The sequence below is a fragment of the Mucilaginibacter polytrichastri genome (assembly GCF_001911425.1).
Classification (GTDB): Bacteria; Bacteroidota; Bacteroidia; order Sphingobacteriales; family Sphingobacteriaceae; genus Mucilaginibacter; species Mucilaginibacter polytrichastri.
The window spans coordinates 3,086,740-3,102,995 of sequence record NZ_MPPL01000001.1 but is presented as its reverse complement, the minus strand read 5'-3'; the positions used below and the strand labels follow the sequence as shown (position 1 = coordinate 3,102,995).

Here is a 16,256-nt window from a genome sequence, read left to right as displayed (position 1 = left end):
AGCCCGGCTTTGGTATTATAGCGGTATTTTAACAGGGGTGACTATTCAACGTCTACTAAATCGGCATTTTCTATTTTAGTAGTATTGCGCGCAAGGAAATAGTAAACAGGTATGCCGGCCAGTGTTATAATTAATCCCGGCCAGGTATAGTTGGGTTTGTAAGTAATTAGCAAAATGCAAAAGGTTAAGCCCATTAGTATATACACAATAGGTAAAACCGGGTAGCCAACTGCTTTGTAAGGGCGCTCTGCATCGGGCATTTTTTTACGGAGGATGAAGATGCCCGCAATGGTAAGCATATAGAAAACCACCACCACAAAAGAGATCATATCCAGCAGGTCGCCGTATTTACCGCTAAGGCACCAGGCGCAGGCAAATAAGCATTGTATCCATAAACCAAATCCGGGTACGGCGTTCTTGTTTAAGCTACCTGCTTTTTTAAAGAACAGCCCATCCTTAGCCATCGAATAATATACCCGCGCACCGGCCATAATTAAGCCGTTATTACAGCCAAAGGTTGATACCATAATGAGCAAAGCAATAATGGTGGTACCCGCGTAGCCAAATATTTGCTGTGATACGCTCACGGCAACCCGGTCTTTCTCGGCCAAAGCAATATCGTGCAGGGATAGTACCCCGGTGTACATAATGTTGGTAATAATGTAAATCAGCGTTACAATCATGGTACCCAGTGCCAGGCTTAAGCCAATATTACGCTTGGGGTTTTTAATTTCGCCGGCTATAAAGGTTACGTTATTCCACGAGTCGCTGCTGAAGATAGAACCTACCATGGCCGCTGCTATGGCACCCACTGCTGCAATACTGGTATAAGAGGCAATGCTACCATCTTTATTAAGCTTGTGCAAATCCCAGGCACTTTGCCAGTTGGCCGTCCAGATCTTAGCATTAAAGGCGTAGAAGCCAAACCCGATTAGCCCTATTAAGCTCAATAGCTTGGCCAGTGTAAAAATGGTTTGCACAATTTTACCGCTTTTAACACCGCGGTTATTAATTAATGTAAGTAACACAATTACCAATATGGCCAGCAGTTGTGCCGGAGATATTTTTAGGAAGCCCAGATTAACTGCTACTAAATCTTCGCTAAACTGCGGCAACAGGTAAGCTGTAAATTTGGCAAAGGCTACACCTACAGCCGCAATGGTTGCAGTTTGTATTACGGTAAAAAAACTCCAGCCGTACAAGAAGCCAATTAATGGATTGTAGGCTTGCTTTAAATAAACGTATTGCCCGCCTGCTTTTGGGAACATGGCGCTTAGCTCGCCATAACTTAGGGCGGCGGTAAGGGTCATAAAGCCGGTTATCAACCAAACAAATATCAGCCAGCCTGCGCTGCCTACATTGCGGGTTATGTCGGCACTTACAATAAATATTCCCGAACCAATCATGCTGCCGGCAACCAGCATGGTGGCGTCAATTAGTCTTAGTGATGGTTTAAATGCAGTATTATTATCGCTCATTTGATGGTTTGTATTTAGAGGGAATACTGATCTTAATTTTTAAAGTCGTAAAACTTCCAGCTGGTGGTAAAGTCGCGGGTTAACGGTTGGTTGGTCAGCGTAGCCCTTATCATTTCAATTGGGATCTGGTTTTCTTTCATCACCGCATCATGGTATTGTTTAAAGGTCATTTTGCCGCTGTCAACCAATTCTTTTTTCAAGCCCCAAAGTTCTAGACCACCTACCAGGTAAGCGATCTGGTAGAGCGGACTATAACCACCCTCGAATGACCGGCGTACTTCGCCCTCTGCATTAGCTTTTTCATGGCCCACGCGGTCAACTAAAAAGTCTACACATTGCTGCGGAGCCCAGTTACCCATGTGGTAGTTAAGCGAAAAAATAATCCTGGCGCAACGGTGCATCCTCCAGAATAGCATACCTATACGTTCTTCGGGCGTTTTGGCAAAGCCTTTATCATACAACAATAATTCCCAGTACAGCGACCAGCCTTCAACAGAAAACGGCGTAGAAAAATCGCTGCGGTAAGGCTTATAACGGCTGTTCATAAAGTATTGCAGGTTATGGCCCGGTATCAGTTCGTGCTGTACCGTACCGCGCGAAAAGTAAGGGTTGTTGCCGCGCATGCTCATTAGTTTATCGTTTTCCTGCATGGTATTGGTAGGGTAGGAGATACTGATCTCTTTACCACCTGTAAAAAACGGATTAACCAGCTGGCGTTCGGGCGTCATCATAATCATGCCCCAGGTTTCTTCGGCCAATGGCGGTATGGTAATCAGGTCGCGCTCTTTAATAAAGCTGATGGCATCGTTATATAATTTCAAAATTAGTTCGGGCTGATGGCCGGCGGGTACATAGCTGGTTTTAACCTTTTCCAGCGCAGCTTTCCAGTTGTCGCCATAACCCATCTCGCGCGATGCTTTTAACATTTCTTTATCGCACCAGGCAAACTCCTTATTCGCTAAAGATATCAGCTCTTCCGGTGTGTAAGAAATCATCTCGGTTTTTAACTGGCGCACCAGTTCTTCGCGGCCAATGGGTACACCTTTAATGCCGCTGCTATCGGGCTTCTGGGTGGTAATCAGTTTGCCTTTGCTGTCTATCAGCTTGGCATAGGTGGTTAATGAAGAGTCGAGCAGTTTATAAGGCTGTGGGACCCACCAGGTAAACATGGGGTCGTAACCCATGTAAAAGTCGTACACGTTTTTTAGGCGCTGTTGTAAGCCATGTACCGCATTTTTTCCTTTGGTAGCCAGTGGCTTATCAATTGATTCTGTTTTTTTAAATGATGCAATGGCATCTTTCAGCTGTTTGTTGATGCTGGTTAATTGAAGCGCAACCTGCTGGCCGTCTAAAAATGTACCGCGACGGCGTTTTTTTTCTAACTGGTAAATATCATCGGCATAGGGTATGTATTTGGTAATCTTATTGTACTCATCCTCTTCCTTTTTTAAGGCCCCTAAGTCAAAATCAATATCCTTTTTTAGCAAAATATAGTCAACCTTGCCATACACGCTCATGTTATCGAAATCGAGCTGTTTTAGTTTATTCAGGTAATCTGTGTGTACCTCTACCAGCCTCTGGCGTTCCTCGGGCGAATTAAGAACATATATTTTATCCTGCCATTCAATTTTTGGATTTAAGTTATAAGGCGAGTAAAAATCTTTAATAGCGCCAATATCCTGTCCGTGCTGAATAATCAGCCCAGATACCTCGCTGGCTTGTTCATATATAGCTGCCTTAAAATTGCCGCTTTGTGCAGCAACTTTTGGAGCTTGAAGCGTTACGGCACTAAAAATTCCAACAAACAGGGCCGGTAATAAATTGGTTTTTAGAACTGATTTAATAAAACAGGAAGGGATCATGCGGTAGTTAGTTAATCAAAAAATTAAAAAGGTAGAGCCCGGAATATCCATATTGCCGAATTAAGACCAATGCAGAAGCATTAATTATAAAACAGTTTGCCCTGCTATAAAAATAGGGTAGTATTAGGTATGGTTTTTATATAAAATTAGCCTGTTCTAGTATTTTTTTAACCAATATTATCTAATTATTAATAAGTTGCCCATATTAAGTGCAGTGTTTGCATCTAATTTCAGAAAAAAATGGCTAAAGACGTAAGTGTCGAGTATGTACGTTGATAAAATATTATAATTACATTAATTAACTGGCCGCTTTAGTTAAATTACTAAAATTTTTACCATAGTTATCTAAATATTCGCGTGGGGAGCTGCCAATAATGATGCGAAATACCCTGTTGAAATTGGTGATGCTATTAAAACCGCATTTATAAGCTACTGTAGAGATGCTGTCGAACTTATAATCTGTTAACTTTTTACAGGCTTCATTAATCCTGATCTCGTTTAAGAAAGAGATAAAGGTATGGCCGGTGTGTTTCTTAAAATAACGGCAAAAAGCCTGCGGGGTCATGTATGCTGCGTTGGCTACATCCTCAAGCGTAATAGGCTCGCTGTAGTGCTGCATAATGTAGTTATAAATATTACTGATCCGGATGCCCTCGTTCTCAGAAATGCTGTGCGAAGTACCGTATGATGAAAGCGGGTCTACTTTAGCGTTGATGTTTTGCAGCGTTTTCAATAACTGAAAAAACTGGATCAGCTGATCGGGGCCGAACGAGTTTTTGGTAGAAAGCAAGGTTTGAGATACTTCATTAAAGGCATCCTCCGGTATTTTAAAACCCTGCTGGTGCTGCTGTAAAAATGCTTTCAGTGGTTTCATCTCCGGCATATCCAGCAGCGGGGTAAGCATGCCCGAGGGGTTGAAAAACAGGCTGATTGCTTTTACACCTTTTTTTTCGTCGCCGTTAAAATATTCGGGGTTGCTTTTAAAAAGGTGGGGCAGGTCTGGCCCAAGTAAAAAGATATCGCCGGGGGCAAACGCATGCATGTTATTGCCAACAATTAAAGTGCCCTCGCCATCCTGTATCCAGGTGATCTGGGTTTCGTGATGGCGGTGCAGATACGGATAAAAATGCGGTAAGTTCACCATTTCAAAAATGATGCTCTTATCGTGCGCTACGGGGATCGTAAATTGCAGAACTTTCATCGGGGTATTTGTTTAATTGTTTTATGAACCTACAAATTTTAACCCTAAAAAGCAATATTTTAATCGGTTTGGGTTAAAATATAAGAAGAGTTGGCTAATTTACAGATGTGATAATCACACTTATTGCCGGTTTTAGTATATTATCAAGTAGTTAATATATGCTTAGCATCCATCAATAAATACGAAAGTATAGTCATTTATATTTATTTACTTTAAAGCTTATGTATTTATAATGAGATATTTATATACCCGGTTGTTTGTTTTTACTACTTTTTGTATAGCTGGTCAGTTTGTTTTTGCCAGGCAGATAAAACCTGCCGTTGATACAGTTAGCCTGCAAAAAATTAACCCATATTTTAACCTTGACTTTAACGGTGCCGGCCTTAGTTCAATTAAAAAGCCGGGAGATCATTTTCCGACTGATTATATTAGCAAGGGAAGGGCTTTTGGGGAGTTTACTTTAAAATATAAAACAGGAAAGCAAGACGCCTGGTCGGTTGTTAACACTGCCAATCTGCTTCATTTACAAAACAGCTCTGCTAGGGGTGTAGCCTATAATGCAGCAGATAATAATGCCGATATAAAGCTAAGTAACAGTTTTACGCTAAGCGGCGATGCCATAATTTACCAATTAAACATTACTAATTTAAGTAATGCCAAATTGCAAGTTGGAAGCCTGAGTTTGCCACTTAATTACAACAATCTGTCTGGTGAGAACCCGAAACAGATCTTTGAGGAGCGGGTAATGAAGCATCATTTTATTTCGGGCGATGGCTCCTATGTTTTTTGGGAACGGCCAACCGGTTTGGGCCCCTACCTGGTGATGACCCCGTTGCCGGGCACGCATCTGGAATATGACGACCTGGCGAAGAACGATTCGGACGAGAATGTTTTCCGCATGTTTATCCACTCTAAAGCCGAGGCCGAAAATGTAGCAGGTACCTGGCGGCAGCCGCAAACCGTGGGAGAGGTGTCTGCTAAATCTTCGGTTACTTATGGCTTCAAGTTTAGGTGGGCAAAAGATTACCAGGGTGTTCGGGATATTCTATACCAGGAAGGTTTGCCGGATATTAACATCATTCCGGGTATGACGGTTCCTGATGATTTGTTTGCCTTGTTCTCCATTCGTTGCAGGCAAAAGATCAATGCTATCGAATCCGAATTTCCGGCTGATACTAAACTGATTGATCAGGGTACTAAGCCCGATGGTACACATTTATATAAGGTACAGTTTAGCCATCATGGTGAAAACCGGCTGACGATTAATTATGGCAAGGGCTTAAAAACCTATCTCGAGTTTTTCTCTACAGAACCTTTGGCTACGCTTTATCAAAAGCGTGCTTCGTTTATTACCAGTCATCAGCAGCATAAGGTTCCGGGCAAATGGTATGATGGTGTTTTTTCGCAATGGGATATGTGCAACCAGGTTTTAAGAGGGCCGGATAATTCTGACGGGTTTGACGGCTGGTGGAGCTATGTGCTTACCTGCGATGACCCCGGTTTGTGCAAGGCCCCGTTTCTCGCCGCCAAGAATATGCACTACCCCGATCAAAAGCAGATTGATGCCTTAGAATATTACATCAAAAACTTTGTATGGGGCAAGCTGCAACGCACGGACCAAGAAAAACCTTATCCCTATGGCGTTTACGGCACGCCAAGTTGGTATGTAGACCGCGACCCGGAGAAGCGTAAACTGGTAACCACACAAAACCTCGATAAAGAACACATCTGGCGCTCGTACGATTATCCGCACATCATGATGCTGTATTTCCACATGTATCAGATTGCCAGCATGTATCCGGATAAAACGCATTACCTGGATAAAACCGGCTATCTCATTCGTGCAAAGGAGACAGCCAAAGCATTTTTTAAATACCCATATGAAATTATGCCCTGGTACGAAACCTATAAGTGGGGCTGTTATAATGAACTGTTACTGGTTGATCTGATTGCGGCCCTTAAAAAAGAAGGCTACCCACAAGATGCCGAATGGCTGCAGAAAGAATGGGAGAAAAAGGTAAAATACTTTATATATGATGATAAATATCCTTACCGGTCTGAGTATAGTATTGATGCTACAGCCTTTGAGTCGAGCCATGCGTTTGCAAAATATGCCATAGCTAATACCATGCAGCCTGATAGTAATTTATGGTATGATAAAAAACTGAAAAAATGGTACTCGCATCCGCACGTTACCAAACAGGACGCGGTAGATTTTATGCAGAAGCAAATGCAAGCTAATATAGCCTGTCGGGGTTGGCTGGAGAACGCTTACTACCTGAAAGGTAGCGATTTTAGAGGTAGCAGCGATGGTTATTTGTTGAGCTACATGGCGCAAATGGGCGGCTGGGCTATTGTAGATTATGCGCTCAATTATACAAACGACGCCGCTAAATACCTGCAACTGGGCTATGCCTCGTACCTCAGCTCGTTTGCGCTGATGAATACAGGTACGGCTAAAAGCAACTATGGCTATTGGTACCCGGGTAAAGAAAATGACGGCGCATCGGGCTGGGCTTTTGAACCTATGCGGCACAGTACTACCTGGATAAGAAAAGAGCAGGACAGGGGGGCCTGGTTCTATGATGGTGAAATTGACCTGGGGTACAGCGGCGCGCTGCGTACGGCCTCTACCATTGTAACTACCGACCCGGTATTCGGGCTGTTTGCATACGGGGGCCTGGTGAACAAAATAGGAGATCAATATGCTGTTTCGCCGAAGGATGGATTGCAACAACGATTTTACTATCGTAACAAAGGTCGCAAACTCGATGTTGAGCTAAATAGGGATGGCTTTGCCAATAATAAGTCAATCATATTTAATAAGCAGCTTACCGGCTTAACGCTTCATTTACAGAACCGTACGGGCGATGTACATACAGAAAAGATAACCGTATCTGGCTTAAGCCAGGGGAAATATAATGTACAGGTTGATGGAAAGGTTAACGGTATAATTACTATTGTAAATGATCAGCCATCGGTGTTAAGTGTTGCAGTTAATAAAAACTCCGGCACGGTTAAGCTAATCAAAAAATAAGGCCATAAAAAAGCTCCCTAGCATCGCGCCGGGGAGCTAATAAAAATTAAAATTTAACTAGAAACGATTAACTGAAAAAGCTTTTGTATCAATAGTGGTAGCCTTTTCTGAGATGATCTCGCTAACCAGGTTGCCGGTTGCCGGGCCTAAGCTTAAACCCATCATGCCGTGGCCTGTTGCTACCACTAAGTTGTTATATTTATTAGATCGGCCTATGTAAGGCAAACCATCCGGCGAAGCCGGACGGAAACCGAACCAAATGTCTTTCTGCGCCGGAACAGCCGGATGCAGATCTGGGAAGTATTTAGGGATCGATTCTACAATACCTTCCACACGGTTCATGTTAATGCGGGTATTAATCTTATCCAGCTCCATGGTGCCGCCATAACGCAACTGGCCATTCATTGGGGTAATGGCTACGCGGGCCTCTGCTAAAAGGGCGGGGATGGTCATGCGTTTTTCCGGTTCGGGTACCATAAATGAGTAGCCTTTGCCCGGTAACAACGAAATTTTCATATCCACCATTTTGGCAATAGCCGGCGACCATGAACCACCTGCAATGATGTATTGGTCGGCTGTCCATTCTTTGGCACCGGTAAAAACTTTGGTAATTTTAGTACCAGAAGTTTCTATGTGGGTAACCATTTGGTTTTTCTCGATTGCACCGCCATTTTTAAGCAGGTAATCTGTTAGGCCGGCAATAAGTGCATTAGGGTAAACGTGTGCATCGCAACGGTAATGTACTGCGCCTAAAACATCGAGCTTAAGTTCGGGCTGTAGTGCCACACACTCGGCAGGGGTAAGTACCTTCATATCTAACCCAAGCTCATTGGCTCTGTGTGCCAGGTGTGCTTCTTCTTCGGCAGCCTGCTCGGTTTTGTAAAACATCAGGATGCCTTTATCTACCAGGCCAAAGTTGAAGCCTGATTCCTGCTCTAAATTTTTATACAGTTTCTTGCTGAGTAAAGATAAGTCGCGCAGTGGTACAGCGGCAGCCTGCACATGCTTATCTGTAGCATGTTTCATAAACTTTAAGCCCCACGATATAAGGGTAGGGTTTAAAGATGGCTTTACGTAGAAAGGGCTTTTGCTGTTAAACATCCAACGGATACCCTGCTGAATCATGCCCGGCGTAGCCAGCGGAATAAAATGGCTGGGCACAATCATCCCGGCATTGCCCGATGAGCAATTGTCGGTAAGGTCGCCTTTGTCCAGTATGGTAACCTTGTGGCCGGCCTTTGTTAAGTAATAGGCAGAGCTGAGGCCAATAATTCCGCCGCCTATAATCAGTATTTCAGACATTAATTTCTCTTGAATAATAAATCTTTAAATCACCTGGAAACCGTGTGCATACGGGTCATCATCATCAATTTTAATGGTGTTGTATCCATATACACGGGCCCAGCCTTCAATACCGGGTACAATGGCATCTATATCTCCAATTTTTACTTCATCTTCTACAGTGCCAATAAATTTACTGCCGATGATGCTTTCGTGGATAAATACATCACCTTTTTTCAATAAGCCTTTAGCATGCCACTGCGCCATACGGGCCGATGTACCGGTACCGCAAGGAGAGCGGTCAATCGCCTTATCGCCATAAAAAACAGCGTTGCGGGCGGTTGCATCTTCAGATAGGGTGGCACCTGCCCACAAAATATGCGTACAGGTATTTATAGTAGGGTTTTGCGGATGCACAAAGGTATACAGCTCATTAATGCGCTGGCGTAAAACACGGCTCCAGGCAATAAGCTGCCCGGCTGTGTAATCTTCCAGCCCTGCAAAATTGGGCTGTGGGTCAACAATGGCGTAATAATTACCACCGTAAGCTACGTCAATGGTTAGCATACCCAGGTCCGGGCATTCTACCTGCAGGTTTTGTGCCGCAAGGTAAGCCGGTACATTGGTTAACTTAACAGATGTTACTTTAGCACCTTCTTGTTTATATTCAATCAGTACCAGCCCGGCAGGGACTTCCATGCGTACAATGCCCGGTGTTTTGGGTTTAATTAAACCTTCTTCAATGGCAATAGTGATGGTGCCAATGGTACCGTGGCCACACATGGGTAAACAGCCACTGGTTTCTATAAATAAAACAGCAACATCATTATCCGGGTTGTGAGGCGGGTATAAAATACTGCCAGACATCATATCGTGGCCACGCGGTTCAAACATTAAGCCGGTACGGATCCAGTCAAATTCACGCAGAAAATGCTGGCGTTTCTCGCTCATATTTTCACCAACAAGCTGGGGGCCGCCACCGGCAACCAAGCGAACCGGGTTACCGCAGGTATGCGCATCTATACAAAAAAATGTTTTACTTGCCATGTTAGTCTTTAGTCCATTGATTATTAACCTGTCTCCAGATATTAAGCGGGTTAGCGTGTTGCAGTTCGGCAGGCAACAGGGTGTCATCCCAGTCTTGCCAGGCCAGCGGCCTTACAAAACGGTAAATAGCAGCCGTACCTACAGAGGTATACCTGCTATCGCTGCTTGCCGGGAAAGGCCCGCCGTGTTGCATAGCCGCACAAACCTCAACACCGGTTGGTACGCCGTTCAGAATCAAACGGCCGGTTATCGAACTCAGTATATCTACTAAATCCGAATATTGTGCCAGTTCGGTTTTTTCGGCCATTATGGTTACGGTAAGCTGGCCTTCCAGTGAGGCCGCAACTGCTTCCAATTGTTGTGGGCTGTCGGCAATTACCAATAAAGATAATGGGCCGAAGATCTCTTCGCGCAGTTTAGGATTCGCTAAAAAGTCTGCAGCAGTCACTGTTAAAATTTTGGCTGTTGACTGATTAACCAGCTCGCTACTAATAGCTTTTGATTCGGCTACCAGGGTAATGCCGTTTTTCGCTGTAATACCTTCAGAAAGTTTCTGGTAATTTTTCCAGATGCCTTCGGTAAGCATGGTGGCAGAGGGTACGGTTTCAATAGCCTTAGCTATTTCCTGCACAAAGGTATCTAAGCCCGGCGATTTGATGGCCAGCATTAAACCGGGATTGGTACAAAACTGCCCTGCCCCCAATGTAATGGAAGCTGCATACTTAGCCGCCATTTCTTTAGGCTGATTCTGGATGATCTCTGGTAAAAATACAACCGGGTTAATGCTCCCCATTTCTGTAAATACAGGGATAAGAGCAGTGCGTTGCTGGGCTAATTTTATTAACGCCATACCACCATTAAACGAACCTGTAAAGGCTACGGCTTTAGTTTGCGGGTGTTTAACTAATTGCTCGCCTACGCTGTAACCGGTATCATACAATAGTGAAAATACGCCTGCCGGCATGCCTGTATCGGCCGCTGCTTTGCAAATAGCACCGCCAACCATAGCACTGGTGCCGGGGTGTGCAGGGTGTACTTTTACTACAACCGGGCAACCTGCTGCCAGTGCCGATGCGGTATCGCCGCCTGCTACAGAAAATGCAAGCGGGAAGTTGCTGGCGCCAAATACTACCACGGGGCCAATGGCAGTCAGCATTCTGCGCAAATCTGGTTTGGGTAGGGGGGCGCGTTCAGGTAGTGCGGTATCAATCACAGCATCTACCCAGCTTCCTTCTTCAACCATATCTGCAAACATGCGTAACTGGCCTGTTGTGCGGCCCATTTCGCCGGTTATGCGGCCTGCGGGTAAACCACTTTCGGCTACGGCACGGTTAATCAAGGTTTCGCCCAGGGCGGCAATTTCTGTGGCTATTGCCCGCAGAAATTCGGCTTTTTTTGCTTTGCCAATGTTTTTATACACTTTATAAGCATCGGTGGCGGCTGCAAGGGCGCTGTTAACAGTAGCTTCATCGGCCACTGTAAAATCGCCTTCCAGCTGTAAGCCTGTTGATGGTGCAAGCCCTTTAAAGCTTTTACCATCAACAGTAACATAATTACAGGCTACAATATTATTACCATTCATGCTGTAAAGATATTAAACAGTCACTTTATCTAATCTTCCCCAGCTACCTTCCGGCAATTGCGGGCGATTTGCCAATGCATCATTAATCACTTTTAATACACTTTCGCGTTCGGCACCTGCCAACGGTAAGCGTGGGGCGCGTGTGCGCTCGGTACCAATACCGGTAGCCACTTCGGCCAGTTTAATGTATTGTACCAGTTTCGGGTGGATGTCCAGCTCGAGTACAGGTAAAAACCAACGGTGGATAGCACGAGCCTCATCATAGCGGCCGGCTTTAACCAATCTGTAAATAGCTACAGTTTCTTTAGGGAAAGCATCAACCAAACCGGCAACCCAGCCATCGGCACCCATCATCAGGCTTTCGGTAGCAATAGGGTCAACACCGGTAAATATTTTAAAGCGGTTACCAAAGCGGTTAAACATGCGGGTTACATTGATAACGTCGCGGGTTGATTCTTTTACCGCCTGGATGTTTTCAAAAGAAGCAAGTTGCTCAAACATATCCAGCGTTACCTCAATTTTATAATCTACCGGGTTATTGTAAATCATAATTGGCAGCGGTGTGCTTTCGGCTATTTCGGCAAAGTAAGCAACGGTTTCATACTCATCTGCCTTGTAACGCATAGGTGGCAGCAGCATCAGGCCATCGGCACCGTACTCATAGGCTTTTTTTGCAATGGCAACTGCCGCTTTGGTAGTTTGTTCGGCAATATTTAAAATTACCGGTACCGAGCCTTTTACATACGCCAATGTGTGTTTAAGCAGTTCAAATTTTTCGTCGTCTGTTAAAACGCTTGCTTCACCTAATGATCCGCCTAATATTATTCCGTTTGCACCAGCTTCAAGCTGGGCGTTTATGTTAATGTCAAATGCTTCAAAATCAAGCTCGTCGTTGTCACCAAACTTGGTTGTTACTGCCGGGAATACACCGGTCCATTCAAATGCTATCATGTATCTTTTATATTTTTTACAAAATTAGTTGTGCGCCAAAAGGTTTGCAGGGTGTATTTTACCTCATACTTAGCCTATTTTAACAAGATAAAAATAACCCTGCGCCTATTTATAGTTTATCAAAAATATTACTTTACATCCCACCAAACCCGGTCTGTAAGCTTGGCGGTTTGCTGTGGTTGTACGTTAGATGTGATCTCTACCTGTGGATAAAGTATTCTGCGCGGAATACTAGCTACAGATGGATTGATAACAGTTTTTAATACCGGGTAGCCGGTACGTCTCCAATCGTTAAAGTTTTCGAGTGATAAGAAATCAGCAAGTTGTTTTTCTTCCATAATTAACTGGGTAGCGTTAGCACTCGTTAAAGTGCGGCTTGCCAGATAAGTGGCAGCGTCAGCACTGCTTACGCCCAATTTAGTCATGTGCGATTGCACGCCTGCGATGTAAAATGGCGCAGCAGCCGTATAGCCCGAAGTTACCAATGTTGCTTCGGCCTTAATAAACAAAGCTTCAGAGTAATTAACCATATAATCATAAGCACCTGCGCCTGCATAAAAATCAGCAGGGATAGAATATGCTGCTAAACTGCCAATGTTTGTTAACCCATTTTGGCGGCCGGTGTATAAGCCTGTTTGCGTAGCAGGTGCAACCATTTTGGTTAAACGCGGATCATTTCGGGCTATTAAGGCATTAACAAAAGTATCGCCTAGTACATAGGTTGATGTTGATAAGAAGTTTTGTTGCCAAGGATTTTCGCCACCAGCGGCACCTGTATAAGGCATTTTCATGTCATCATCATTTGATGCCATGCCGCTTTGCAGGGCAGTTAAAGCAAGTTGTGCTTGTGCCGCAGCACTGGTGCCGGGTGCTTTTGATAAATGCATGTAGTAACGGGCTTTAAGCGTATAGGCCAGTTTTAACCATTTGCTCATATCGCCATTATAGAGGTAATCATCGCCGCCGGGAGTAACAGTGCTATTCTTTTTGATGTCGGCAATACCGGCATCAAGCAAGCTTTGCATTTGGGTATAAATGCTTTGCTGCGAATCATATTTGGGGGTTAAGTTAGCTACTCCATTAAAAGCCTGTGAATATGGGATATCACCCCATAAATCTGTAGCTGTACCTAATGAATAGGCCGTTAAAATTTTAGCAATGCCGGCATAGTTGGTTTTACCATCGGCAGTGGCCATTTTATTAAGATTAACCAAGCTGTTAAGGCATTTTACGTAGATGCTGGTCCAATCGCCATCCATGTCTGAATTGTACATTAAATAGGTGCCCGAGTTTGGTGCAACCTGGTTAAGAGCCATTACCTGAAGGTACTCCTGCGCTATACAGGCTGCGCCACTCCCGCCAAAAACGTTTGATGATAGCTGTAGCTCAATTGGCGCCAGTATCAATGACTCCTGTACGTTTGTAGGGTTATTAGGGTCTTGATTTACGTCGACGTATTTTTTACAGCCCGTAAAACCAATGAGGCTGCCTGTTAATAATATGATGTATAATTTTTTCATGATAATTTATGTTATAGAGTTAACTTCAAACTAAAATCAAATGATCTTGAAGTAGGGGTAGAGAAGGAATAAATACCTTGTGAGGCACTTGACGCTCCGAATGAACTCACCTCCGGATCTCCGCCGGTAAAGTGCGGTGCATATACCCAAAGGTTACGGCCTGTTACGCTAAAATTAAGCGCTTTAAACGGTGTGCCTGTTAGCCATGATGGTTTTAGCGTATAGCCTATGCTTGCATTACGAAGTTTGATATAAGTACCATCTTGTATTACAGATTCTGTAATGCCATTAATACGTTGGTAGTAGCTTTGGCCGCTTACTGAAATAGTATTAGGTTGCCCTGTAGCTGCGCTGATACCATCTACTACTCTTGGTCCGCGATCTTCAGTTACCTTAGGTGTACCGTAGAAATAACCGTAACCATCTACGTTGTTTTGGATGTCGCCACCTTTTTTAACATCGAAGAAGAAGCTGAAATTAAATTGTTTGTATCTGAAGTTATTGGTAAAACCACCGGTCCATGTTGGGTTAATATTGCCAATTACACCTTGGGTGTCATCTGCATAGGGTAAGCCATCTGTGCCAATTAATAGTTTGCCTTGTGCGTTACGTGCATAGCGGGTACCATAAATAGTGCCGTATGGCTGGCCAACTATAATGGTGGTAAAACCATTGCCAATCTGTGGCAGGTCGCCATTTATGGATATTACTTTATTTCTAATCCGGCTAAAGTTAACGGTGAAATCCCAGCTAAAGTTTTTGGTTTTTAACGGCGTAACATTTAATAAGGCTTCAATACCACGGTTACGCATTACACCGGTATTTACTGTTGTACCACTGTAGCCTGTAGAAGGTGCAATAGTTACACCTGGGATAATACCGCTGGTGGTTTTCTTATCAAAATATGATGCTTCCAGCCTGATTCGGTTTTTAAAGAACCCAGTTTCTATACCTGTTTCAAATTCGTTAATCCGCTCGTTTTGCAGGTTAGGGTTACCCAATGTGGTATTTAATAAAAATCCTGCCTGGCCGTTATATGGGAAACTGATATTACGTACAGCTGTATTTGCACTAGCTGTTTGGCTTTGATAAGGCGTAAGTAATGAATAAGGGCTAACACCATCGTTACCTACTGTAGAATAAGAAACCCTTATTTTGGCAAAATTCATCACTTCCGATAAGCGTGGAGAGAAAAAGTCTGATAAAATAAAGCTTGTTGCAGCAGAACCATAAGGATAATAGGTATGATCTGTAGATAATACAGAACTGCCATCGTATCTGCCGGTTAACGATAATATTAAAAAGCGTTTATAATCAATATTTGATTGTGCATAAAAACCAATTTTTCGTTGTAAATAATGATTTTCTGTGTAGGTGATGTTTGATGCCGAACTTATATTGTCGAACCCGGTAATATTAAGCCCGGTGCCAACTGCATATAAATATTGGGTGTATTTAGAGTAAACATTGTTACCTAAAATTAAATCTGTGTTAAAATCGCCAAACTGTTTTTTTGCTGTCAAGAAAAAATCGTTATTAAACTGTCTGAAATTGATAGTTTGGTCAATTATTTTTCCGTTAGGGTTCGATACAGATCCGGCTGCTTCTTTGTATTTATCCTGTTCGGTGTAAACGTCGGCTCCAAATCTTTCTGTTACGGTTAACCAGCTTAGTGGTTTGTAATCTGTAGTAAAGGTTGGCAGGAAACGGTTTACTGATGATTTATTGTAAATGTTGTTCAATACCCAATATGGGTTATTGCGCGAGTAGCGGTATAAGCGCTGGTTACCGCTGGCATCTTCATACGGTTGCAGGTTGTATGATATAGGTGCTGTGTAAATAGTCCATACCGGGCTTTCTAATGCATAGCCTTCTGGTAATCTATAATTTTGTGAATTAGAATAGTTAAGTTGGAACGTAGTATTCAGATTTTTTAAGATCTGCGCGCTGTATTTTCCAAAAACTGTGTTTCTTAAAAAACTGGTGTTAGGGACAGTACCTTTCTGGTCGAAATTAGAATATGATATTAAATAGGTATTGTTATTATTACCGCCATTAACACTTACTGTATTATTACGTGTAGTACCTGTTTTAAAAAACTCTTTCATTTGGTTATACACAGGTGCTTTTTGGCCGTTAATTTTTAAGGTATCCATTAAAGCACCCCAGGATGTACTTGTTTTTTGGTTAACACCGTCAAAATATACACCATTATTACCTTGTGAATATTTGTTTTGAACTTGAGGAAGAAGTGCTTTTTCGAAAGAAAAATCGGACGAGAAATTTACTGTAGGGGC

General features: G+C 43.3%; 10 protein-coding genes. 1 reads left to right on the top strand and 9 read right to left on the bottom strand.

All coding sequences use genetic code 11. The annotated features are described in order from the left end of the window. Positions 1-41: 41 nt before the first annotated feature. The 3 genes from RG47T_RS13200 to RG47T_RS13190 form a co-directional block, all read right to left on the bottom strand. A complete protein-coding gene (locus RG47T_RS13200) occupies positions 42-1,478 on the bottom strand; it encodes an APC family permease (protein WP_074489908.1) in 1,437 nt (478 codons plus the stop codon). 32 nt (positions 1,479-1,510) lie between these two features. Beyond that, positions 1,511-3,340, bottom strand: coding sequence for a DUF885 family protein (locus RG47T_RS13195; protein ID WP_083627400.1), 1,830 nt, complete (start codon positions 3,338-3,340; stop codon positions 1,511-1,513). A 298-nt stretch (positions 3,341-3,638) separates the two neighbouring features. Then, positions 3,639-4,541, bottom strand: coding sequence for an AraC family transcriptional regulator (locus RG47T_RS13190; protein ID WP_074489907.1), 903 nt, complete (start codon positions 4,539-4,541; stop codon positions 3,639-3,641). Positions 4,542-4,773: 232 nt separating this feature from the next. Here RG47T_RS13190 and RG47T_RS13185 point away from each other — a divergent pair, with 232 nt between their 5' ends. Next, positions 4,774-7,578: a DUF5695 domain-containing protein gene (locus tag RG47T_RS13185; RefSeq protein ID WP_074489906.1), complete on the top strand. Its 2,805-nt coding sequence runs from the start codon at positions 4,774-4,776 to the stop codon at positions 7,576-7,578. A 57-nt stretch (positions 7,579-7,635) separates the two neighbouring features. Here RG47T_RS13185 and RG47T_RS13180 read toward each other — a convergent pair whose 3' ends face one another. The 6 genes from RG47T_RS13180 to RG47T_RS13155 form a co-directional block, all read right to left on the bottom strand. After that, positions 7,636-8,880: an NAD(P)/FAD-dependent oxidoreductase gene (locus RG47T_RS13180; protein ID WP_074489905.1), complete on the bottom strand. Its 1,245-nt coding sequence runs from the start codon at positions 8,878-8,880 to the stop codon at positions 7,636-7,638. A gap of 24 nt (positions 8,881-8,904) precedes the next feature. Then, positions 8,905-9,906, bottom strand: a complete 1,002-nt coding sequence (locus tag RG47T_RS13175; RefSeq protein WP_074489904.1) for a 4-hydroxyproline epimerase — start codon at positions 9,904-9,906, stop codon at positions 8,905-8,907. Position 9,907: 1 nt separating this feature from the next. After that, positions 9,908-11,488 carry an aldehyde dehydrogenase (NADP(+)) gene (locus RG47T_RS13170; protein ID WP_074489903.1) on the bottom strand — a complete coding sequence of 527 codons (1,581 nt, stop codon included), beginning with the start codon at positions 11,486-11,488 and terminating at the stop codon, positions 9,908-9,910. 12 nt (positions 11,489-11,500) lie between these two features. Then, on the bottom strand, positions 11,501-12,439 hold the full coding sequence (locus RG47T_RS13165) for a dihydrodipicolinate synthase family protein (protein WP_074489902.1): 939 nt from the start codon (positions 12,437-12,439) through the stop codon (positions 11,501-11,503). A 128-nt stretch (positions 12,440-12,567) separates the two neighbouring features. Next, a complete protein-coding gene (locus RG47T_RS13160) occupies positions 12,568-13,959 on the bottom strand; it encodes a SusD/RagB family nutrient-binding outer membrane lipoprotein (RefSeq protein ID WP_074489901.1) in 1,392 nt (463 codons plus the stop codon). A gap of 11 nt (positions 13,960-13,970) precedes the next feature. Continuing rightward, positions 13,971-16,256, bottom strand: a 2,286-nt coding sequence (locus tag RG47T_RS13155; protein ID WP_216351054.1) for a TonB-dependent receptor domain-containing protein, incomplete at its 5' end; no start/stop codon positions are given.